The organism is Pseudomonas sp. 1 (assembly GCF_056626735.1).
The window spans coordinates 19,576-40,850 of record NZ_JBWXMQ010000025.1 but is presented as its reverse complement, the minus strand read 5'-3'; the positions used below and the strand labels follow the sequence as shown (position 1 = coordinate 40,850).

Below are 21,275 nucleotides of genomic sequence, written 5' to 3'. Positions count from 1 at the left end.
ACTCTGGAGCTTCAGATGTCTGCGCCACACGATCATGCGGTCTCGTCCACGGTTTCGCTGGACGAGCTGACTCAATTGCTGGAAACGATTTTCACCCGTCACGGCACCTCGGCCGAAGTCGCCAGAACGCTGGCCGCCAATTGCGCCAACGCCGAGCGGGACGGTGCTCACAGTCACGGCGTATTCCGGATTCCCGGATATGTCTCTACGCTCAACAGCGGCTGGGTCAACGGCAAGGCTGTGCCAAAGGTCGAGGATGTGGCTTCAGGTTTCGTCAGCGTCGATGCCGGCAACGGTTTTGCTCAACCTGCGCTGGCGGCGGCCCGTGCATTGCTGGTTGAAAAGGCCCGCAGTGCCGGGATCGCCCTATTGGCGATCCGCAATTCCCATCACTTTGCCGCGCTGTGGCCGGACGTCGAGCCTTTTGCCGACGAGGGCCTGGTGGCGCTGAGCGTGGTCAACAGCATGACCTGCGTGGTACCCCACGGCGCCGACCGGCCACTGTTCGGCACCAACCCGATTGCCTTTGCCGCTCCACGGGCCGACGGCGCGCCGATCGTCTTCGATCTGGCCACCAGCGCCATCGCCCATGGCGACGTGCAGATCGCCGCGCGCAAGGGCGAGAAACTGCCCGCGGGCATGGGCGTCGACAGCCTCGGTCAGCCGACCTGCGACCCGAAAGCGATTCTGGAAGGCGGCGCATTGCTGCCGTTCGGCGGGCACAAGGGCTCGGCGCTGTCGATGATGGTGGAGTTGCTCGCCGCCGCGCTGACCGGCGGCAATTTTTCGTTCGAATTCGACTGGAAGAACCATCCGGGCGCCAAGACGCCATGGACTGGCCAACTGCTGATCGTGATCGACCCGAGCAAGACCTCCGGGCAAAGCTTCGCCGAACGCAGTCAGGAACTCGTGCGGCAGATGCACGGGGTAGGGCTCAAGCGCTTGCCGGGAGATCGGCGGCATTTGCAGCGGGCCAAGTCATTGGCCAAAGGAATCGAACTGGATCAGCAGACCCTGTCACAGTTGCGAGAACTGGCCGGCGAATGAGTGTTTGCCGGACATGAAAAAGGCGAGCCACCGAGGGCTCGCCTTTTTTGATCGCGCTCAGCGGCGACCGAGCAGCAATCCGACCACCAGACCGAAACCGGCGGAAATCGCCACGGTCTGCCACGGGTGCCCGCCGATGTAACTCTCGGTGGCGTCTACCGCGGGTTTGGTGCGGTCACGCACGTTGGTGACCGAATCCAGGGCCAGCTGCAACTTCTGGGCGATTTGACCGCGCAGGGTCTCCGCTTCTTCGCCGACCAGCGAGGCACTGCTCTTGAGCAGTTTTTCCGACTCTTCGATCAGCGCCTGAAGTTCGCTGAAGGCCTGGTCCTTGATTTGGTCTTCGGCGGCTTGAACGGCGGTTTTCCGGGCCATTGGGTGACTCCTTGCAGGTGAATGGACAGTGAACAATGGAGTGTGGCGTGTCTTGAAAAGTTGCAGCGATTTTCCATTCGGAGCAAAAACCTGCGTCAGAGGTTTCCGCCCAGCGTGTAAGATGTCGCCATTTCATGCAGCAGGTAATTCCCGATGAGTTTCAATCTGGCCGATAAATCCCTCGCAGAGCGCGCTGCGCTGGAAGACGAGAAATCCCGACTGTTCGAACTCTGGCAGAACAATCTGGGCAAAGCCAAGGGCGAAGCCGCGCGGTTGTTCGGCGAGCGCTCCAAGCGCAAGGGCAAATGGGCTGAATTCGTGCGCGCAGAACTGGACGGCATGTCGCCGCCAGAGTTCGCCAACATGGTGCGCAGTGAAGTCAATCGCCTGATGGCGGCCAACAAGTAATCACTCGGCCCCGAAACTGGCGGCAATCGCTTCGCGTACCGTCAGCACCACCGGATCGATCTGGGTGCTGGTGCGCCAGCCCAGTTCGATCGGATAACGCGGCAACGCCAATGGGCAGGGCAGCAACGCCAGCCCGCTCAGCGAGGCAATGGCCTGCGCCGCGTGAGTTGGAATGGTCGCCACGGCATCGCTGCCCTTGAGCAGGTGCGGCAACGCCGCGAAGTGCGTGGTCGAGGCGCAGACCCGGCGACTGCGGCCCAGCGCCGCCAGCCCTTCATCGGTGATCCCGATAAAACCGCCCGACGACACCAGAAGGTGCTCGCGGGTGACGAATTCCTCCAGATCGATCTGCTGCTGGCCCGGCGTCAGACTCGCCGGATCCACCAGGCACGCGTAACCCCCTTCGCCCAGCACCTGACGACTGAGCAGCCGCTCGGCAAACCCGCCGGCGGTGATCGCCAGATCGATGCTGCGCTCCATCAGCGCCCGGGCGACGATCTGGCTGTGGGTCTGGCGGAAGATCAGCCGCAGTCTCGGTGCGCGGCGGGCGATTTCCTCGATCAGACGGCGGCCGTAAGCGATTTCGAAATCGTCGGAGAGGCCCACGGTGACCGAGCGTCCGTCGTAGTGATTGGCGGTCGGATCGACCATTGCCAGGCTTTGCCGGCATTTGTTCAGGGCATCGCTGACGACTGGTTTCAACTGATTGGCCTTGAGGGTTGGCGCCAGACCCCGGCCAGTGCGCACGAACAACTGATCGCCATACACCTCACGCAACCGCCGCAACGCTGCGCTGACCGCTGACTGGGTCACGCCCAGACGTAACGCTGCGCGGCTGGCGCTGGACTCTTCATGTAGCGCTTCGAAAACTTTCAGCAGGTTGAGGTCGACGGTCGCGATATTCATATGGTTCATATCAATCAGCAGTGGATCGGTCTTTATTCATGATCCCGTGGCGCTGGAGAATGAGCAACACCTGAACTTCACGGAGTGACCGCCATGCCCAAATCAATCGTTGCCGCCCTGCAGATCGGCGCCTTGCCCGGTGGCAAGGCTGAAACCCTGGAACAGATCCTGAGCTGGGAAAGCGCAATCATCGAATCCGGCGCCGCGCTGGTGGTGATGCCCGAAGCGTTGCTTGGCGGTTACCCGAAAGGCGAGGGCTTCGGCACCCAGCTGGGTTATCGCTTGCCGGAAGGCCGCGAAGCCTTCGCCCGTTATTTCGCCAACGCCATTGATGTGCCGGGCGCGGAAACCGAAGCGCTGGCCGGGCTGTCGGCGCGCACCGGGGCCAACCTGGTGATCGGCGTGATCGAACGGGCCGGCAGCACCTTGCATTGCACTGCGCTGTATTTCGACCCGCAGGCCGGTCTGGTGGCCAAGCACCGCAAACTGATGCCGACCGGCACCGAACGGCTGATCTGGGGCAAGGGCGACGGTTCGACGCTGCCGGTGCTCGATACACAGGTCGGCAAGCTCGGTGCGGTGATTTGCTGGGAAAACATGATGCCGCTGCTGCGCACGGCGATGTACGCCAAGGGCATCGAGGTCTGGTGTGCGCCGACTGTGGACGAGCGCGAGATGTGGCAGGTCAGCATGCGCCACATTGCCCATGAAGGGCGCTGCTTTGTGGTCAGCGCTTGTCAGGTGCAGGCCTCGCCGAATGAACTGGGCGTAGAAATCGCCAACTGGCCGGGGGATCGACCGCTGATCGCCGGCGGCAGCGTGATCGTCGGGCCGATGGGCGACGTATTGGCCGGGCCGTTACGCGGCGAGGCCGGCTTGCTCACCGCCGAGATCGATACCGATGAACTGGTGCGGGCCCGCTATGACTACGACGTGGTCGGCCACTATGCACGACCGGATGTGTTCGAGCTGAGCGTGGATGAGCGCGCCAAACCCGGTGTTCGCTTCACCGCTTGAGGCGTTGCCGTTGCCACTCCTCACGGGTGATTTCCCAGATTTCCCGTGGGAAGCGGCCGCTGACGAAGTCATCCTCGTCGGTGCGGATCAAGCGCATGCCGGTGCGCTCCGAGAGCTTGCGCGAACCAAGGTTCGGCGCGGCTTTCGGCACGCGCATCAACGGTTGATCGAGGGTTTCGAACCAGTAGCGGGTCACGGCTTCGCTGGCTTCGGTCATCAAACCCTGGCCCTGCCAGGCCGGGGCGAGCCAGAACCCGCGATGGTTGTCCGGCTCGTCCATCAGGCTGATGTTGCCGATCAATTGCTCACGTGCCGACTTGAGACGAATCGTCCAGTGCCACTCTTTGCCCGCCGCAATGGCAGGCAGCGCAATGTCGCGCAGGTAGGTGAGGGCGCCGTCGTCCGGATACGGCCAGGGCACGAAGACGTTCAGATAACGCACCACTTCCCAATGGGGAAATTGCTGCTGGATGGTTTCGGCATCCGCGAGTTCAAGCGGGCGCAGAATCAGCCGTTCGGTGTACAGCGTGGGCGTATCTTGCATAAACCAGCGACTTCCATGTTGTTGACGGTGAGCGCTGCAGGCTACCGCATCTTTACCAGGTTGCGGCACTGGCTCGCGGCAGGCTGAGCTTGCCGCTGTCGACAAAACGCATGGTGCCGAAAACGCCGCCCGCCAGTTTGCCGCGCAGCACGTAAGGCAGGTTGTCGAGGGATTGCGTCTGGCTCAGGCCCAGGGTCTGGCGCAATACCGAGAACGCCGAAATGCTCACCGGGACGCTGACAATGGTTTCGGAAAACCGTGGAATCGAACCGCTCTGATCGCTCACACCCGACGCCAGGGAATGCCCGTTCACGTCAAGATCCAGCGCGATGCCGTTGTAGTCGATGGCGGTTTCATTGGGATTCTGCACCCGCAGCTTGATCGCGAAGCGCACTTCCAGATCCTGGCTCGGCAGCGGTTCGAGGCCGACCACGTTGATGTTCACCGGGTCGCGGTTGGGGAACAGCGCACAGGCGCTGAGGGAGAGCAGAAGCAGGGACAGGATGACGGCATGGATACGGCGCATTGATGCTCTCTCATTGAAAAAGGGCTGAACCGCTGCCGGTATCAGCCCTTTTTCATCGAGCGGACAAGGTCAACGGTTCAAGTGTGCGACAGCGGCCTTTGATGCGGGTTCAGCTTTGGCCGGCAGGTCGGGGTTTTCCATGACCTGAAGGATAGAGGCTTCCGGGTCGAAGTCATCTTCTTCCAGTTCGATGAATTCTTCCGGCAGGAAGATGTTCAGCACGATCGCACACAGCGCGCCAACGGTGATCGGCGATTCGAAGATGTTGCGCAGCGCCTGCGGCAGTTCACGCAGCACTTCCGGCACGGCGGCAATGCCAAGGCCCATGCCGACGGAAATTGCCACAATCAGCATGTTGCGCCGATGCAGGCCGGCTTCGGCGAGGATCTTGATCCCGGCCACGGCCACGGTGCCGAACATCACCAGTTCGGCGCCGCCGAGCACCGGTTTCGGCATCAGTTGCAGCACCGCGCCGATCATCGGGAACAGCCCCAGCACCACCAACAGCCCGGCGATGAAGAACGCCACGTAACGGCTGGCAACGCCGGTGAGCTGAATCACCCCGTTGTTCTGGGCGAAGGTCACCATCGGCATGCTGTTGAACACCGCGGCCATGGCCGAGTTGAGGCCGTCGGCCAGCAGCCCGGACTTGATCCGGCGGATGTACAGCGGGCCTTTGACCGGTTGCCGGGAAATCATCGAGTTGGCAGTCAGGTCACCGGCGGCTTCCAGCGGCGACACCAGGAAAATCACCGCCACCGGCACGAACGCCACCCAGTCGAAGTTGAAACCGTACTTGAACGGCACCGGCACGCTGACCACTGGTACTTCCGGCAGGTTGGCAAAATCCACGGCGCCCATCAGCCACGCCACCACGTAGCCGAGGGTCAGACCGATGACGATCGCACCCAGGCGCAGGAATGGCACGTCGACCCTGTTCAACACCACGATGGTGGCAAGTACCAGCGCCGCCAGGAACACATGGCTGCCCGCGCCCAGATCCGCCGCGCCGAAGCCGCCGGCAATGTCGGTCATCGCCACTTTGATCAGCGACAGGCCCATCAGGGTGATGATGGTGCCGGTCACCACCGGGGTGATCAGCATGCGCAGCTTGCCGATGAACTGGCTCAGTACCACTTCGATGAAGGCAGCGAAGAAGCACACGCCGAAGATCGTCGAGAGGATCTCATCGGTGCCGCCGCCCCGGGCCTTGACCATGAAACCGGCGCTGAGAATCACGCTGATAAAGGAAAAACTCGTGCCTTGCAGGCACAACAGCCCCGAACCGACCGGGCCGAAGCGTTTGGCCTGAACGAAGGTGCCGAGGCCCGAGACAAACAGCGCCATGCTGATCAGGTATGGAATTTCGCTTTGCAGACCGAGGGCGCCGCCCATGATCAGGGTCGGGGTGATGATGCCGACGAAGCTGGCCAGCACATGTTGCAGGGCGGCAAACACCGTTGCGGTGAAGTGCGGACGGTCGTTGAGGCCGTAGATCAGATCGTTGTTGCGCGGGACTTTTTCAGAGACGGTCATGGTGGTTTGCGTGCCGCAATGCGGGGCCGGGTCGGAAAATGGGTGCGCAGGATGCCGCAAGCGAGGGGCGAGGGCAACGCATGATCGTTCCCACGCTCTGCGTGGGAATGCAGCCGGAGACGCTCAGCGTTCCAAAAAATGATCAGGTTCGACCAAAGGCTGACAGCAGGTCTTCTTCAAAAGCCTTCTGCGCATCTCCCGGCACCTGCGCCCGATGCCGGGCCAGATGGAACGCCACGTCAAAGCTCAACTCGCCTTCGCGCACCGGGCGCAACAGGCCTTTGTCCTGCCATTGGCGGGCGTAATGGTTCGGCAGATAACCGACGTGTTTGCCGGACAAAATGAAGGCGAGGGTGCCTTCGACCTGTTCCGAACGCGCCGAACAGACCTTGCCCTGAAACGGCTCGTCACTGCGCAGAAACCGGTAGGGGTGATCGACCCGGTCGCAGGCCTGCAGCGCCGCTTCATCGGGAGCATCGTTGGTGAACAGCGGATGGCCCGGCGCGCAGTACAGATGCTGTGTTTCGCTGAACAGTTCGCGGTAGTCGAACGCGCTCTGCACCTGGGAGAAGTAACCAATGGCCAGGTCCAGCCGCTGTTGCAGCAACAGACGCTCCATTTCGCCGGGCATGGCGCTGATCAGCTCGATGCGCACCGATTCGTCCCGCTCGCGAAAGCGCCGGATCGCCTCGGCCACCCGTTGCAGCACCGAGTGATCGACCGCCTCCGAGAGGCCCAGCCGCACTTCACCGATCAGGCGCCCGGCGACGCCGTTGGATTGATGGCGGAAGGTTTCGATCGAGTCGAACAGGCTGCGAGCGGCAATCAGCAGTTGCTCGCCTTTGGGAGTGAGGCTGAAACCGCCCTTGCCCCGGTTGCACACCCGATAGCCAAGGCGCGTCTCTAGTTTGGCCATTTGCTGGCTGATGCTCGACTGGCTCAGGCCCAGCTCACCCTGCGCGGCGCTGAAACCGTTGGATTCGACCACTCCGAGAAACAGCCGCAGAAGCTGAAGATCGACATCGTGGAGCTGGCCGAGCATCACATTACTCCTGGATAAAGTCAGGTTAACAAACTTGATATTTCTCGAATGTATCCGACGGCGCATCCTGCCACCACTTCCTTCGGTCAGGTGTTCGTCATGGCTCCCGTCTTCAAGCTGTGTTTGCCCGCTTTGTTGCTTACCGTCTCCATCGCTGTCCAGGCGGAAGAAAAAACGCTCAATCTTTACAGTTGGGCCGATTACGTGGCGCCGGAAACCCTGCAGCGCTTCGAAAAGGAAACCGGCATTCACGTGCGCTACGACACTTTCGATACCTCAGAGGTGCTCGAGACCAAACTACTGACCGGCGGCAGCGGTTATGACGTGGTGGTGCCTTCGTCCAGCGTACTGGCCCGTGGTCTCGCGGCGGGAGCGCTCAAGGAAATCCCCCATGAAGGGCTCAAGGGTTACGCCAATCTTGATCCGGATCTGCTGGAAAAACTGGCGGCGGTCGATCCCGGCAACCGCTACGGCGTGCCTTACACCTGGGGCACGCTGGGGCTGGGCATGAACGTCGAGGCGGTCAAACAGCGGCTGCCGGACGCGCCGCTCAACAGCCTTGATCTGCTGTTCAAACCCGAATACGCCAGCAAACTCAAGGATTGCGGGATCGCGATTCTCGACTCGCCGCAGGAGGTGATCGGCCTCGCGCTGCACTACCTCGGTAAAGATCCCTACAGCACCGACAAGACCGATCTGGCCGCCGCCGAAGCCTTGTTGCAGAAGTTGCAGCCTTCTGTTCTGTACGTCGCCACTGGCCGGCAGATCAACGATCTGGCCAACGGTAGTGTCTGCCTGGCGCTGACCTACAACGGTGACGCGAGCATGGCCGCCGATCAGGCCCGCAAGGCCAACAAACCGTTTGAGGTGGCTTACCGGATTCCCAGGGAAGGCACGCTGGTGTGGCAGGACAACCTCGCGATCCCCAAAGACGCGCCGCACCCCGAAGCTGCGCGCACCTTCATCGAGTTCATGTTGCGCCCCGAATCCGTGGCGGCGCTGACCAACACGCTGTTCTTCGCCACCGCCAACCAGGCCGCCACGCCGTTGGTGGATGAAGCGGTGCGCAACGATCCGGACATTTACCCGAAACCCGAAGTGCGCGAGCGGCTGTACGCCGATCGCAGCATGAGCCTCAAGGACATGCGCCAGCGCACACGGCTGTGGACCACTTTCCGCAGCCGCCAATAACACCGTTCATAAAAACAGGAGCACACCGATGGACGTGCCAATGCAAAACGATCAGGCCCTGACCCGTGACAGCCTTTTCGGCACCGCAGCCGAAAGCACCTACGCCGGGATCACCAGTTTCATGCGCCGGCGCTACAGCCGCGACCTGCGCGGCGTTGACGTGGCGGTCAGCGGTGTGCCGTTCGACACCGCCACCAGCAATCGCCCCGGCGCACGGTTCGGGCCGCGCGGGATTCGTGCAGCGTCCACCGGGATTGCCTGGGAACGGCACTGGCCATGGGCGTTCGATCCGTTCGATCATCTGGCGGTGATCGATTACGGCGATTGCGACTTCGATTACGGCTCGCCGCACACCATCCCGGAAAGCATTGAAGCCCACGCCGAACACATTCTGAGCTCCGGCAGCGCCATGCTCACCTTTGGCGGCGATCACTTCATCAGCTATCCGCTGCTCAAGGCCCACGCGCGCAAGCACGGCGCGCTGTCGCTGATCCACTTCGATGCCCACAGCGACACCTGGCCTGACGAGGGCGGCAAACGGGTCGATCACGGCACCATGTTCTGGCACGCAGCGCGGGAAGGGCTGGTGGATCCGGCGCGTTCGGTGCAGATCGGTTTGCGTACCACCAACGACGATCATCAGGGCTTTCAGGTGCTGGACGCGCGGCAGGTGCATCGTCGGGGCTGCGAGGCGATTGTCGAGGCCATTCGCGCGCGGGTCGGAGATAACCCGGTGTACCTGACGTTCGACATCGATTGCCTGGATCCGGCCTTTGCGCCGGGCACCGGTACGCCGGTCTGCGGCGGCCTGAGCACGGTGCAGGCGCTGGAGATTCTGGGCGGCCTGCGCGGGATCAATCTGGTGGGCATGGACGTGGTGGAAGTGGCCCCGGCCTATGATCATGCGGACGTGACGTCGCTGGCGGCGGCAACCCTGGCCATGGAGATGCTTTGCCTGTATGCGGCCAGGCACAAAGTCGACGCGTGATCCCCTTTGAGCCTGGTGAAAGCTCCTGACAATTTCTGACACCAGGCTCTGCTAAGCTCCGGCAAATTTTTGCCCGGAGCCTCACACCGTGTCGCGAACCACTCGATTGTTGACCCTGCTGCAAGTGCTGCGCGGCAAGAAACGTCCGGTGACCGCCGCGACGCTGGCGTCCGAGCTGGAAATCTCCGAACGCACCCTTTATCGCGACATCGCCGAACTGACCGCACTGGGTGCGCCGATCCACGGTGAGGCGGGCATCGGTTACGTGTTGCGCAGCGGTCTGTTTCTGCCACCGCTGATGCTCAACGCTGACGAGACCGAAGCCATCGTGCTGGGCCTGCGTTATGTCGATCAGCGTGGTGACGAGGTACTGAGCAAGGCCGCGGCGGATGCACTGGCGAAAATCGCGGCAGTGCTGGACCCGCAGGCTCAGGAAGCGCTGCGCAATCCGACCGTCATGCCCGGGCCACCGGGTTACGGTTTTCCGCAAAACGCAGTGCCCTTGAACGTTTTCCGCCACGCGATTCGCGATCAGGCCAAGTTGCACATCGATTACGCCGATGCGCAGCAGGTCCAGAGCCAGCGCTTGATCTGGCCGCTGGCGCTGGGCTTTCTCAACGAGGTGCGAATCATCGTCGCGTGGTGTGAGTTGCGCGGCGCCTATCGCACCTTTCGCACCGACCGGATCGCCGCCGCCAGCCTGCAGGGCGAGCGCTATCCGGGGCGTCGCAGCGACCTGTTGCGCACCTGGCAGCGGCAGATGCAACTGGACGAAAACGGCCGTTTCACTCCTGACAAGAATTGACGCAGGGCTGTTCTAGGATGGCGACAGAACCCGAAAAAAGGAGCTGTAATCATGTTCCATCCCACCTCGATACTCGCCCCGGCCATCGTTGAATACATCAACGCCGCCAACGCTCGCGATACGTCCCGGGTCGGCAGTTTTTTTGCCGAGGATGCCCATGTGTTCGACGAAGGCCATCATCAGGTCGGCCCGCAGGCCATTGCCGACTGGATGCAAGACACCGCCCGGCGCTATCAGCCACGGGTCGAAGTGCTCGGTGTGCAGCAGCGCACCGGCAAAGTGCTGGTGCAAGGGCTGATTTCCGGGACCTTTCCCGGCAGCCCGCTGGAGCTGCGCTACACCTTTCGCCTGAACGAGCAGGGCAAAATCGCACGGCTGGATATTTCCGCGTAGCCATCGTGGCATACTGCCGCGCATGACTTTCGACTCTCCCCTGAGCGCCTGGCAATACGCCGTCGACCATAAGGGTTTCATCCAGGATGAAGCCCAGGAACACGCGGTCTGGGCCTTGCAAAAATGCCATGAAGCCCTGCACGCCGGTGCCCGTTCGGTCACCGGCGTTTACCTGTGGGGCCCGGTCGGGCGCGGCAAGACCTGGCTGATGGATCAGTTCTACCAAAGCCTGCGGGTGCCGGCGCGGCGGCAGCACTTTCATCACTTCATGGGCTGGGTCCATCAGCGTTCGTTTCAGTTGACCGGGATCGCCGATCCATTGCGGGCCCTGGCCCGTGAGCTGGCGGCCGAGGTGCGGGTGCTGTGTTTCGATGAGCTGTTCGTCAATGACATCGGTGACGCGATCATTCTCGGGCGGCTGTTTCAGGTGATGTTCGATGAAGGCGTGGTGGTGGTCTGCACCTCCAACCTGCCGCCGGATCAGCTGTATGCCGACGGCTTCAACCGCGACCGCTTTTTGCCGGCGATCACCGCGATCAAGCAGCACATGCAAGTGGTCGCGGTGAATGGTGCCGAAGATCACCGATTGCATCCCGGCGCCATCGAACAGCGCTACTGGGTCGCCACTTCGGGGCAGGAGAGCGCGCTGAGCCAGGTCTTCGACGCCCTGGCCGCCGGGCACACCGTCAGTACCGAACCGGTGCCGGTCGGTTACCGCGCCCTGAACGTGGTGCAGGCCAGCGATTCGGTGCTGTGGTGCCGTTACGCCGAGCTGTGCGAGCAACCGTTCGCCGCCATGGATTTCATCGCGCTGTGCGACACCTACCGGGCTATCCTGTTGAGCGAGGTGCCTAACCTCAGCGCGAAAAAACGCGAAGGGCGGATCGCCCGTGGCACTGAGGACGGCGCGGAACGGGTGGTGGCCGGCGATCGCCAATTGCCGCAGCTGTCGGTGCATGACGACGGCGTGCGCCGCTTTATCGCGCTGGTCGACGAGTGCTACGACCGCAAGGTGCCGCTGTACATCGAGGCCGAAGTGCCGATGGACGCGCTGTACACCGAGGGTTATCTGGAATTCCCGTTCCGCCGGACCCTCAGCCGCTTACAGGAGATGCAGCTGCAACGCTTCGCCGAGACCTGAAAACAAGGAGGGCGCGACATGACTCAGCCACTGTCCCACCATTTGCTGACCATGGCTTATCAGAATGCCTGGGCCAACCATCGACTGGCCAAGGCCTGGAGCCAGCTCGACGACGCCGAGCTGGCAGCGCCACGGGTGAGTTTCTTCCCGAGCATCCGCCTGACCCTCAACCACATCCTCACCTGCGACTGGTTCTACGTCGACGCGCTGGAGCGCGAGTTGCGCGCAGATGAGCCACATCCCGATTGTTACGTGTTCTTCAACACTGACGAGCCCTTCACCGAGGCGCAGGCCTTGCGCCGTGAACAGGCACATGTCGACCGCCGCTTGATCGCCTACTGCGAGCAACAGCGCGATGCCGATCTGGGGCGTCTCGTCACCATCGCTCGCGACACGCCGCAACACGACAGCCGCCTGCGGATGATTTCCCACCTGTTCGAGCATCAGATCCACCACCGTGGGCAGGTCCACGCGATGCTCAGCGGTACGTCGGTAAAACCGCCGCAACTGGACGAGTTTTTCTGTGCCGGTGAGTCAAGTTTGCGAGCCGAGGATTTCGCCGAACTGGGCTGGACCGAAGAACTCATCTGGGGTCACTGAAAACGCCGGGTTGTGGCCGGGGCCTTGCGCAAACCGCCTATGCCAAATTCGGCTTCGCGCCGGGCATGTTCGACCCTGATCACGGGCGCATGCTGTACTGGATCAAGGACCTTCAGGCATAAAAAAGGGCGCCCGGAATGGGCGCCCAAACTGTCGTCTGCGAGGCCAGAGCGGAGCCATCGCAGGTCCATCGGTAAAGTGTTCGCTCAAGGGCGATAGGACTCGGTGACCTGGGCGGTCTGGTCGTCCGGAACCCGAAGCTCGTTGGTCTTCGTGTCAGCCTGCTGGCTTTGTGCGGAGTGAACCGGGAAATTGGCCCAGTAATGTCTCATGCGCTCGGCGCCGCCTTCGGCGAATGCGCTGGCGGATGCGAGGGTGAGTAGAGCAGCAAGGATTGCAGTGGTGGTTTTCATGGTGCCTCCTTCGAAAAATGTCGGAGCCGTTCATCCATGAATCAGGTCCTCGGGCGCAGTGTCGGCCGAGGGCATTAACAAGCGGTTAACGCTTGTTCAGTCTAGGTTTTACAGGGTGTTTCCACTGCGTATCGGACGAACGCTGCACGCGTGAATGACGCGTGCAGGTTGCAAGGGAAGGGCGTCAGAGTTTCCAGTCGAGGCTTAGCGTCACGGTGCGAGGATCGCCCCAGAACACGCCGTTGTAGAAGCCGACGTTGTCGTAATAATTCTTGTCGAACAGGTTGTCGACGTTGAGGGATGCCGACAGGTGTTTGTCGAACTCGTAGCGCGACATCAGCTTGACCACGGTGTACGCCTCCTGACGAATGCGCGCCGGTTCAGTGATGATCCGGCCGTTCGCGCCGCGCCCGATCGGCCGTTTGGAATTGCCGTACACATCGCTCTGCCAGTTCACGGCACCGCCTACGGTCAGGGCGTTCCAGTTACCCGGCAGGCGATAGGTCGTGGACAGGCGGAACAGGTTCAGCGGCTGATTGGTGTTGCTGCGCTGTTTTTCGCCGTTGAGCGAGTGGGTGTAGGTGTAACCGGCGGTCATGTTCCAGCCGTCGAGGACTTCACCGGAGACTTCGGCTTCGAAGCCATTGACCTTGTTGCCCTTGCCGCCTGATTTGTAGAACTGCTCGCCGGTGTCCGGATCGGGCAGCGCGGACTCATCGAGCTCGGCGACGTTGTCCTGCTTGCTCCAGAACACGGCGGTGGAGACGTTCAGGCGTTCTTCCAGCAAGCTGCCTTTGAGCCCCACTTCATAGTTGCTGCCAACCACCGGATCGATGTAATTGCGGCTGGCGTCACGCACGCCCTGTGGTTTGAAAATGTCTGTGTAGCTGACGTACGCGGTGTATTCCGGCGTCAGGTCATACAGCAGGCCGGCGTACGGCGTCCACATGTCGTTGTGTCGCTGGCTGCTGGCATCGACGCCAGTCAGTTGCAGGCTCTGATCGTAGGCGTAGGTCTTGCTCGAGGCCTCCCAGCTGCCGTAGCGACTGCCCAACACCGCGTGCAATTCATCGGTCAGGCTCAGGCGCGTCGCAAGGTAGCCTGCCTTTTGCCGAGTGCTGTCCTTGAAGCTCGGCAGGCTGGTAGTGGTGTCGGGGAATTTGTTGATGCCGCCCATGTATTTCCAGTCGCGCACGCTTTCGTAATCGGATGCGCGCGGGCCATCAACGTTGTACGGGTCGTTCGAGCGGCGCTCGGCTTCGCCGTAGCCGAACATCAATTCGTGTTCACGGCCAAACAGCGAGTAAGGGCCGGCCAGGTTGAGGTCATAGGCGCGCATGCTCTGGTCGCCGATCATGTGGCCGATGGTCGCGGTCATGCCGCTGCGGTCGGGTTCCGGGTAACCGGAGCCGGCATAGTAGACCTTGCCGTCACCGTCGCTCTTGCGGTGGGTGTAGGCCGCCTTCAGATGCCAACCGGCCGCCAGTTGCTGATCGAGGGTGGCGAACGCGGTCTTGTCGCGCAATGGCCAGGAGCTCCATGAGGTCGCCATGTTGGTCGAGCGACCGAGGCCGGCCTTGCTGCCGTCGGCATTCCAGTACGGCGTGGTACCCCACGAGGTGCCTTGCACCTGCTTGTCCTGATAGTCGTAACCGACGGCCAGCACGGTCGAGTCGGTCAGATCCGCTTCGAGGATGCCGTAGCCGACTTCCCGTTGCAGGGCGTACTTGTCGCGAAACGAACCGCTGTCGCGATAGGCCAGCACACTGCGACCGCGCAGGCGTCCGTCAAACGCCAGAGGGCCGCCGACATCGACGTAACTGTAGTAATCGTCATAGCTGCCGCCACTGACGCCGGCCTGAGCCTGCCATTGTGCGGTGGGACGTTTGCGCACCATGTTGATGGTGGCAGACGGGTCGCCTGCGCCGGTCGTCAGGCCGGTCGCGCCGCGAACCACTTCGATACGGTCGTAGATGATGGTGTCGGCATCGCTCTTCATGTAGCTGAAGGTATTGAGCATGCCGTCGATCTGGAAGTTGTTGATCGAGTAGCCGCGGGACGAATAGCTGACCCGATCCGAATCGTTGTGCTGCACCACGATGCCGGTGGTCTGGCTCATGGCTTCGGACAATGTCCCGAGCTTGAAATCATCCATCTGCTGGCGGGTGACCACGGACACCGATTGCGGGGTTTCCTTGATCGACAGGGTCAGCTTGGTCGCGGTGCTCATCGCGCCGGTGGTGTAGGAGCCGGTGTTTTCGGTGTTGCTGCCCAGGCCTTGGGCGGTGACGCTGGTGGAGGCCAGTTCGAGTGTCGTACCGGCGGGCTCCGGCGCCTGTCCGGCGGCGGTTTCAGCCAGCAGGTCCGGGCTCAGTGCCACACTGCACAGACCGAGGGTGAGGGTCATGGAACGGGTGATGGGCGCGAGCATCGCAGCCGACTCCTTGTCTTCGAGGGAAAAATTCCGTTTGCTCAAAGACGAAGGTGAGCGGTGCGATTTAGTGTCAAACGAGAAATATTGTTATTTGAAGATGTTTCATCTGTATGAAGAAAGGGCCGTTTCCGGCCCTTTCTTGATTATTGCTTTACCACCTCTGCGACATTGGCGACGGGTTTTTTCGGCTTCATCAGGCTGAAGTCGATCAGGGCTCGCTGTTCGCGTTCGTAAGGGTTGCCGATCAACAGCGGACGCGGCTTGAAGCTGTCGCTGACCAGGCTCTTGCTGCGATCCAGTTCATCGAAACTCAAACCGGCCAGATCCGCCCAGGTGTGGATCAGGTGCGAGCTGCTGTACGGCCGGCTCAGATCCCCGGCAAAGTTCCAGTCGTGGTTTTCGCGCCATTTTGGCGACGCCCAGGCCATGAACGGAATGGTGTACATCGGCGCCGTCGGCTTGTTTTCGTTGCGGCCCAGGGTGCCGTGGCCCACCGAGTCGAACACGTCTTCACCGTGGTCGGAGAGGTACAGCAGGAAGCCGTTCGGATCGGATTTGGCGTAGTCCTTGATCAGGCTCGAGACCACGAAATCGTTGTACAGCACCGCGTTGTCGTAGCTGTTGTAAGTCGGCACCTGATCGTCACGCACGCCGGCCGGAACGCCGTTGCGATCCTGGAACTTGTCGAAGCTCGGCGGATAACGGTACTGGTAGCTCATGTGCGTACCGAGCAAGTGCACGACGATCAGCTTGCGCGGTGCTGCATCGGCCAGGGCCTTGTTGAACGGCTCGATCACGTCGCCATCGTACTGGGCGGCGTTCTGGTTGCGGTTGTTGTTCAGGTACACCTGCTCGTCGGCCTGTTCGGAGAAGGTCGTGAGCATGGTGTTGCGCTTGGTCATGGTCTGCTGGTTGGTGATCCAGAAGGTTTTGTAGCCGGCCTGTTTCATCATGCTGACCAGCGACGGCGTGGACAGGTACAGATCCGGATTTTCTTCGTCGGCGAAGGTCAGCACCTGTTGCAGCGCCTCGATGGTGTAAGGGCGCGGGGTGATGACATTGTCGAAGATCGACAGCTGATCCTTGAGCTTGTCCAGCTCTGGCGTGGTTTTACGCGGGTAACCGTAGAGGCTCATGCGCTGGCGGTTGGTGGATTCGCCGATCACCAGCACCAGGGTTGCCGGCTGGTTGGCGCCCGAGTCCTTGAGGTTATGCAGCGGCGGGATTTTGCTCGCGCTGTGCAACATGCTCTGCATTTCGCCCAAGGTGTCGAGATAACGGTGATACGCCACTGCCATTTGCCAAGGCACTGCCGGCTCGATACGGGTTTCGAATTTCTCGAATCCGCCGGCGAAGCTGCCGGTGCGCATCGTCTGCTTGACCAGCGGATAACCGATCACGGCTACCAGGATCGCCATGGCGGCCACGAACGCCCGGCCACGGGGCAGGTACACCGGACGCAGTCGGGTCCACAGGAAGTACGCGAACGCGGTGTGTGCGAGGAACGCCGGAATCATCCACCAGGCAAAGTACTGGGTCATGTACTCGCCGGCTTCGGACACGTTCGACTCGAACATGATGAAAATCACGCTCTGCGAGAATTCCTGCTGGTAGATGAAGAAGTAGCCCAGGCTGGCCATCGAACAGGCCCACAGCACGACGCCAATCAGCGCGGCGAGCAGACGGGTGCGCTTGGGGAACAGGAGCATCGGCGCGAGCCATACGGCGCTCATCACGAAGGCCTGGCGGAACCCGGTGAACCCTGAGGTGCCCGTCAGCTGGATCAGCAGTTGGGTGATACCGGAGAAGTACCAGAAAAACACGAACAGCCAGATCAAACCGGCCCAGTCGAAACCTGTCGCAGTCGTATTGCTGCGTTTGAACACCGCCATTCAGCACTCCAGCTCTGTCGTTACATCCAACGCCGGGCGCCACATGAAAACGGCGCATGAAACCGACGAACGGAGGCCATGCGCAGACACGCACGGCCAGAATGCGCGCGAGTATCAACAAGGGTCTGTGAAAACTTTGTTAATTGCCGAAATCGGTGGGGGGAGCAGTATGTCGGGAACAGCTGAGGCCGTTCCCGAATCGGGCAGGGGAGATCAGGCGTGCGGCGAGCGTTGTACGCGTGGCAGGGGCTGTGGCTCGGCGCCCTGGGTCAGCAGGCGCAATTGCGCGAGTTCCTGCTTGAGCTGGTCGCGTTCATCTTTCAACTGACGCAATTCATCGCGACGGATGGTGACGTACAGGGTTTGTGGCGGCATTGCTGTGTGTACTGTGCCCATTGCTCACCTCGCAAATGGCGTGTCTCAACTGCAGATCAGCCCCCGGTCTGGAGCCTTGATCTGCTATCGGCGCCGATTTTGATTTCTTTTGCTCGTGAATGGAACTTTTTTATTTTTCATGGTCGTTGTGTCTTCGGCACGTTTCCCGACGTTATCACTCTGGATCGGGCACAATGCCCGGAAACTTCACACCGACGCTCTGGACTAAGCTCCATGAGTCACGTTGGGCTATAACCTTTGACACACTTTTATTTGTAGTAAGGAGCATCAGCACATGCAACTCGGGATTATTGGACTGGGCCGCATGGGCGGCAATATTGCGCGACGTCTGATGCTCAACGGTCACACCACCGTTGTTTACGACCGCAATACCGCCTTTGTCGACACCCTGGCCGCCGAGGGCTCTACCGGCGTCGCCGATCTGCCTGCACTGGTCGCAGGCTTGGCCAAGCCGCGTGCGGTGTGGGTCATGTTGCCGGCGGGCGCACCGACTGAAGACACCATCGAAACCCTGAGCAATCTGCTCGAAGCGGGCGACACCATTATCGATGGCGGCAACACCAACTATAAGGACGACATCCGTCGGGCCAAGACTCTGGCCGAGAAGGGCCTGCACTACATCGACGTCGGCACCTCCGGCGGCGTCTGGGGCCTGGAACGCGGTTACTGCATGATGATTGGCGGCGATGCCGAGACTGTTAAGCGTCTGGACCCGCTGTTCGCCGCGCTGGCGCCGGGCATGGGCGATATTCCGCGCACCAAGGACCGCAAGTCCGATGACCACCGTGCCGAGCACGGCTACATCCACGCCGGTCCTGCCGGTGCCGGTCACTTCGTGAAGATGATCCACAACGGGATCGAGTACGGCATGATGGCGGCCTTCGCCGAAGGTTTCGACATCCTCAAGACCAAGTCCAGCGAGCTTCTGCCGGAGGATCAGCGTTTCGACCTGAACGTGGCCGACATCGCCGAAGTCTGGCGTCGTGGCAGTGTGGTGTCGTCCTGGTTGCTCGACCTGACTGCGGATGCTCTGGCGGTCGACCCGAAACTCGACGGTTTCTCCGGCTCCGTGGCCGACAGCGGCGAAGGCCAATGGACCATCGAAGCGGCAATGGAACAAAAGGTGCCGGTACCGGTGCTTTCCAACTCGCTGTTCTCGCGCTACCGCTCCCGCGGCCAGGGCACTTTCGGCGACAAGATCCTCTCGGCCCAGCGCTTCGGCTTCGGCGGCCACGTGGAGACTCCGAAGAAATGACCCATACGATCCGCAGAAAATCCAAGGCAGAACCCGCACCACCGACCACGCTGTTTTTGTTCGGTGCCCACGGCGACCTGGTCAAGCGCTTGCTGATGCCGGCGCTGTACAACCTCAGTCGCGACGGCTTGCTTGACGAAAATCTGCGGATCGTCGGCGTTGACCACAACGCCATCACCGATGAAGCCTTCGCGCAAAAGCTCGAAGACTTCATCCGTACCGAAGTGGCAGCCAAGGTCGGCAAGGGCGATCAGATCCTTGATCCAGCCTTGTGGGCCAAGCTCGCCAAAGGCATCAGCTACGTCCAGGGTGACTTCCTGGACGACAGCACCTATTCAGCCCTGGCGGCGAAAATCGCCGAAAGCGGCACCGGCAATGCGGTGTTCTACCTGGCCACCGCGCCACGTTTTTTCAGCGAAGTGGTGCGCCGTCTCGGCAGCGCCGGGTTGCTCGAGGAAAACCCGGAAGCGTTCAGAAGGGTGGTGATCGAAAAACCGTTCGGCTCCGACCTGCAAACCGCCGAGGCGTTGAACGCCTGCCTGCTCAAGGTCATGTCGGAAAAGCAGATCTACCGGATCGATCACTATCTGGGCAAGGAAACCGTGCAGAACATTCTGGTCAGCCGGTTCTCCAACAGCCTGTTCGAAGCGTTCTGGAACAATCACTACATCGACCACGTACAGATCACCGCCGCCGAAACCGTCGGCGTTGAAACCCGTGGCAGTTTTTACGAACACACCGGCGCCCTGCGGGACATGGTGCCCAATCACCTGTTCCAGTTGCTGGCCATGGTGGCGATGGAGCCGCCGGCCGCGTTCGGCGCCGATGCGGTGCGGGGCGAGAAGGCCAAGGTAGTCGGTGCGATCCGGCCCTGGACCACCGAGCAAGCACGGGAAAACTCGGTGCGCGGTCAGTACGGCGCCGGTGAAGTCGCGGGCAAACCGGTGGCCGGTTATCGCGATGAAAAAAACGTCTCCCCTGAAAGCACCACTGAAACCTACGTGGCGCTCAAGGTGATGATCGACAACTGGCGTTGGGTCGGCGTGCCGTTCTACCTGCGCACCGGCAAGCGCATGAGCGTGCGCGATACCGAGATCGTCATCTGCTTCAAACCGGCGCCGTATGCGCAGTTCCGGGATACCGAAGTCGACGAATTGCAGCCGACTTACCTGCGTATCCAGATCCAGCCCAACGAAGGCATGTGGTTCGACCTGCTGGCCAAGCGGCCGGGGCCGGCGCTGAACATGGCCAACATCGAGCTGGGGTTCGCCTACAAGGACTTCTTTGAAATGCAGCCGTCCACCGGCTACGAAACCCTGATCTACGACTGTCTGACCGGTGACCAGACGCTGTTCCAGCGCGCTGACAACATCGAGAACGGCTGGCGCGCGGTGCAGCCGTTCCTCGACGCCTGGCAGCAGGATGCCAGTGTGCAGGGTTATGCCGCCGGCGAAGACGGGCCGAAAGCCGCCGATGATCTGCTGATTCGCGATGGTCGCGTCTGGCATGGTCTGGGATGAGCGAACCGATCCGTTTTCTGTTGAGCGACATGGACGGCACGCTGTTGCTGCCCGATCACAGCCTGAGTCAGCGCACGATTGATGCGGTCCGTTCGCTGCGCGAGGCGGGCGTGCTGTTCAGCCTCGCCACCGGGCGTCCGCCCAAAGCCATGCTGCAACAGATCGAGGCCTTGGGCGTGGACCTGCCGACAGCAGCGTTCAACGGCGGCACGATCGTCAATCCGGACGGCAGCATTCTGGTGGCTCATTTCCTGCCCGCGACGGCAGCGTTGACCGCACTGGCATTGTTCGCCGATCAACCGGATGTCGAAATCTGGGTGTTCAGCGGCGGCGACTGGTTGCTCAAGGATCCTCACGGGCCGATGGTCCCGCGTGAGCAGCACGGGCTCGGATATCCGCCAGTGGTGGTGGAGAGTTTCGAGCCGTATCTGCAGCGTATCGACAAGATCGTGGCAACCAGCAGCGATACGGAACTGCTGATCGAGCTGGAGGCGCGGTTGCTGCCGAAAGTCGAGGGCATGGCACAGGTGTCGCGCTCGCAACCGGTATATCTGGACGTGACGGCGCTGGAGGCCAACAAGGGCTCGGCGCTGGTGACGCTGGCTGAACATCTGGGCGTATCAATGGCGCAGACGGTGGCAATTGGCGACGGCGGCAATGATCCGGCGATGTTCCATGTCGCCGGTTTGGCGATTGCCATGGGGCAGGCCGAGGACGCGGTGAAGCGTCAGGCCGATGTGGTCACCGGGCCGAACACCGAGGACGGGGTGGCGCAGGCGATCGAGAAATACATTTTGCCGCGTTGATCGATGCATAAAAAACGGGAGCCCGATGGCTCCCGTTGTT

The 21,275-nt window shown here is 61.5% G+C and carries 22 protein-coding genes and 1 pseudogene; 13 read left to right on the top strand and 10 right to left on the bottom strand.

The window, feature by feature from the left end; translation table 11 throughout:
* Window positions 1-15 precede the first annotated feature (15 nt).
* Window positions 16-1,047 carry an Ldh family oxidoreductase gene (locus AC1MDC_RS26835; RefSeq protein ID WP_085703063.1) on the top strand — a complete coding sequence of 344 codons (1,032 nt, stop codon included), beginning with the start codon at window positions 16-18 and terminating at the stop codon, window positions 1,045-1,047.
* Between the two features lie 57 nt (window positions 1,048-1,104).
* On the opposite strand, the gene AC1MDC_RS26830 is transcribed toward AC1MDC_RS26835, so the two are convergent.
* The gene (locus AC1MDC_RS26830) at window positions 1,105-1,422 is read right to left on the bottom strand and encodes an ElaB/YgaM/YqjD family protein (RefSeq protein WP_085696402.1); all 318 of its coding nucleotides are present in this window, start codon (window positions 1,420-1,422) and stop codon (window positions 1,105-1,107) included.
* Window positions 1,423-1,575: 153 nt separating this feature from the next.
* Here AC1MDC_RS26830 and AC1MDC_RS26825 point away from each other — a divergent pair, with 153 nt between their 5' ends.
* Window positions 1,576-1,830 carry a hypothetical protein gene (locus tag AC1MDC_RS26825; RefSeq protein ID WP_007957535.1) on the top strand — a complete coding sequence of 85 codons (255 nt, stop codon included), beginning with the start codon at window positions 1,576-1,578 and terminating at the stop codon, window positions 1,828-1,830.
* Here AC1MDC_RS26825 and AC1MDC_RS26820 read toward each other — a convergent pair whose 3' ends face one another.
* Window positions 1,831-2,745: a LysR family transcriptional regulator gene (locus AC1MDC_RS26820; protein WP_480394054.1), complete on the bottom strand. Its 915-nt coding sequence runs from the start codon at window positions 2,743-2,745 to the stop codon at window positions 1,831-1,833.
* Window positions 2,746-2,829: 84 nt separating this feature from the next.
* Between AC1MDC_RS26820 and AC1MDC_RS26815 the strand changes: the two genes are divergently transcribed.
* The gene (locus AC1MDC_RS26815) at window positions 2,830-3,753 is read left to right on the top strand and encodes a carbon-nitrogen hydrolase family protein (protein ID WP_227235480.1); all 924 of its coding nucleotides are present in this window, start codon (window positions 2,830-2,832) and stop codon (window positions 3,751-3,753) included.
* Here AC1MDC_RS26815 and AC1MDC_RS26810 read toward each other — a convergent pair.
* The 4 genes from AC1MDC_RS26810 to AC1MDC_RS26795 all read right to left on the bottom strand — a co-directional run bounded on the left by AC1MDC_RS26810 (window position 3,743) and on the right by AC1MDC_RS26795 (window position 7,401).
* Complete coding sequence (locus tag AC1MDC_RS26810) at window positions 3,743-4,297, bottom strand: GNAT family N-acetyltransferase (protein ID WP_480394053.1); 555 nt, start codon at window positions 4,295-4,297, stop codon at window positions 3,743-3,745. The genes AC1MDC_RS26815 and AC1MDC_RS26810 overlap by 11 nt on opposite strands.
* Before the next feature lie 52 nt (window positions 4,298-4,349).
* Window positions 4,350-4,823, bottom strand: coding sequence for an LEA/WHy family protein (locus tag AC1MDC_RS26805; RefSeq protein WP_085696396.1), 474 nt, complete (start codon window positions 4,821-4,823; stop codon window positions 4,350-4,352).
* A 69-nt stretch (window positions 4,824-4,892) separates the two neighbouring features.
* Complete coding sequence (locus AC1MDC_RS26800) at window positions 4,893-6,359, bottom strand: nucleobase:cation symporter-2 family protein (RefSeq protein WP_085696394.1); 1,467 nt, start codon at window positions 6,357-6,359, stop codon at window positions 4,893-4,895.
* Between the two features lie 142 nt (window positions 6,360-6,501).
* Window positions 6,502-7,401: a LysR family transcriptional regulator gene (locus AC1MDC_RS26795; RefSeq protein ID WP_480394052.1), complete on the bottom strand. Its 900-nt coding sequence runs from the start codon at window positions 7,399-7,401 to the stop codon at window positions 6,502-6,504.
* A 99-nt stretch (window positions 7,402-7,500) separates the two neighbouring features.
* Here AC1MDC_RS26795 and AC1MDC_RS26790 point away from each other — a divergent pair, with 99 nt between their 5' ends.
* The 7 genes and pseudogenes from AC1MDC_RS26790 to AC1MDC_RS26760 all read left to right on the top strand — a co-directional run.
* Window positions 7,501-8,592 carry a polyamine ABC transporter substrate-binding protein gene (locus AC1MDC_RS26790; RefSeq protein ID WP_085703086.1) on the top strand — a complete coding sequence of 364 codons (1,092 nt, stop codon included), beginning with the start codon at window positions 7,501-7,503 and terminating at the stop codon, window positions 8,590-8,592.
* Window positions 8,593-8,620: 28 nt separating this feature from the next.
* Window positions 8,621-9,580 carry an agmatinase gene (speB, locus tag AC1MDC_RS26785; protein ID WP_227235483.1) on the top strand — a complete coding sequence of 320 codons (960 nt, stop codon included), beginning with the start codon at window positions 8,621-8,623 and terminating at the stop codon, window positions 9,578-9,580.
* Window positions 9,581-9,668: 88 nt separating this feature from the next.
* Window positions 9,669-10,385 carry a helix-turn-helix transcriptional regulator gene (locus AC1MDC_RS26780; protein WP_085683779.1) on the top strand — a complete coding sequence of 239 codons (717 nt, stop codon included), beginning with the start codon at window positions 9,669-9,671 and terminating at the stop codon, window positions 10,383-10,385.
* A gap of 51 nt (window positions 10,386-10,436) precedes the next feature.
* Entirely contained in the window at window positions 10,437-10,778 is a 342-nt protein-coding gene (locus tag AC1MDC_RS26775) for a nuclear transport factor 2 family protein (RefSeq protein ID WP_085696381.1), read from the top strand.
* Between the two features lie 22 nt (window positions 10,779-10,800).
* Complete coding sequence (gene zapE / locus AC1MDC_RS26770; RefSeq protein WP_227235484.1) at window positions 10,801-11,919, top strand: cell division protein ZapE; 1,119 nt, start codon at window positions 10,801-10,803, stop codon at window positions 11,917-11,919.
* Between the two features lie 18 nt (window positions 11,920-11,937).
* Window positions 11,938-12,519, top strand: coding sequence for a DinB family protein (locus tag AC1MDC_RS26765; RefSeq protein WP_085703056.1), 582 nt, complete (start codon window positions 11,938-11,940; stop codon window positions 12,517-12,519).
* Between the two features lie 26 nt (window positions 12,520-12,545).
* Window positions 12,546-12,641, top strand: a pseudogene (locus tag AC1MDC_RS26760) (GNAT family N-acetyltransferase); the annotation flags it as partial.
* A gap of 84 nt (window positions 12,642-12,725) precedes the next feature.
* On the opposite strand, the gene AC1MDC_RS26755 reads toward AC1MDC_RS26760, so the two are convergent.
* The 4 genes from AC1MDC_RS26755 to AC1MDC_RS26740 form a co-directional block, all read right to left on the bottom strand.
* Window positions 12,726-12,932, bottom strand: coding sequence for a hypothetical protein (locus AC1MDC_RS26755; protein WP_085696375.1), 207 nt, complete (start codon window positions 12,930-12,932; stop codon window positions 12,726-12,728).
* 184 nt (window positions 12,933-13,116) lie between these two features.
* Complete coding sequence (locus AC1MDC_RS26750; RefSeq protein ID WP_480394051.1) at window positions 13,117-15,363, bottom strand: TonB-dependent siderophore receptor; 2,247 nt, start codon at window positions 15,361-15,363, stop codon at window positions 13,117-13,119.
* A gap of 146 nt (window positions 15,364-15,509) precedes the next feature.
* Window positions 15,510-17,258, bottom strand: coding sequence for a phosphoethanolamine transferase CptA (locus tag AC1MDC_RS26745; protein WP_085703054.1), 1,749 nt, complete (start codon window positions 17,256-17,258; stop codon window positions 15,510-15,512).
* A 213-nt stretch (window positions 17,259-17,471) separates the two neighbouring features.
* A complete protein-coding gene (locus tag AC1MDC_RS26740; protein WP_007957508.1) occupies window positions 17,472-17,654 on the bottom strand; it encodes a DUF6026 family protein in 183 nt (60 codons plus the stop codon).
* Window positions 17,655-17,928: 274 nt separating this feature from the next.
* Here AC1MDC_RS26740 and gnd point away from each other — a divergent pair, with 274 nt between their 5' ends.
* Genes gnd through AC1MDC_RS26725 form a run of 3 tightly spaced genes read left to right on the top strand, consistent with a single transcriptional unit; the run spans window position 17,929 to window position 21,235 of the window.
* Window positions 17,929-18,909 (top strand): phosphogluconate dehydrogenase (NAD(+)-dependent, decarboxylating), encoded by a 981-nt coding sequence (gene gnd, locus AC1MDC_RS26735; RefSeq protein ID WP_085696368.1) that lies wholly within the window; start codon window positions 17,929-17,931, stop codon window positions 18,907-18,909.
* Window positions 18,906-20,429, top strand: a complete 1,524-nt coding sequence (gene zwf / locus AC1MDC_RS26730) for a glucose-6-phosphate dehydrogenase (protein ID WP_480394050.1) — start codon at window positions 18,906-18,908, stop codon at window positions 20,427-20,429. Before gnd ends, zwf begins: the two co-directional genes overlap by 4 nt.
* A complete protein-coding gene (locus AC1MDC_RS26725; protein ID WP_085696364.1) occupies window positions 20,426-21,235 on the top strand; it encodes a Cof-type HAD-IIB family hydrolase in 810 nt (269 codons plus the stop codon). The genes zwf and AC1MDC_RS26725 overlap by 4 nt, the downstream gene beginning before the upstream one ends.
* Window positions 21,236-21,275: the final 40 nt, after the last annotated feature.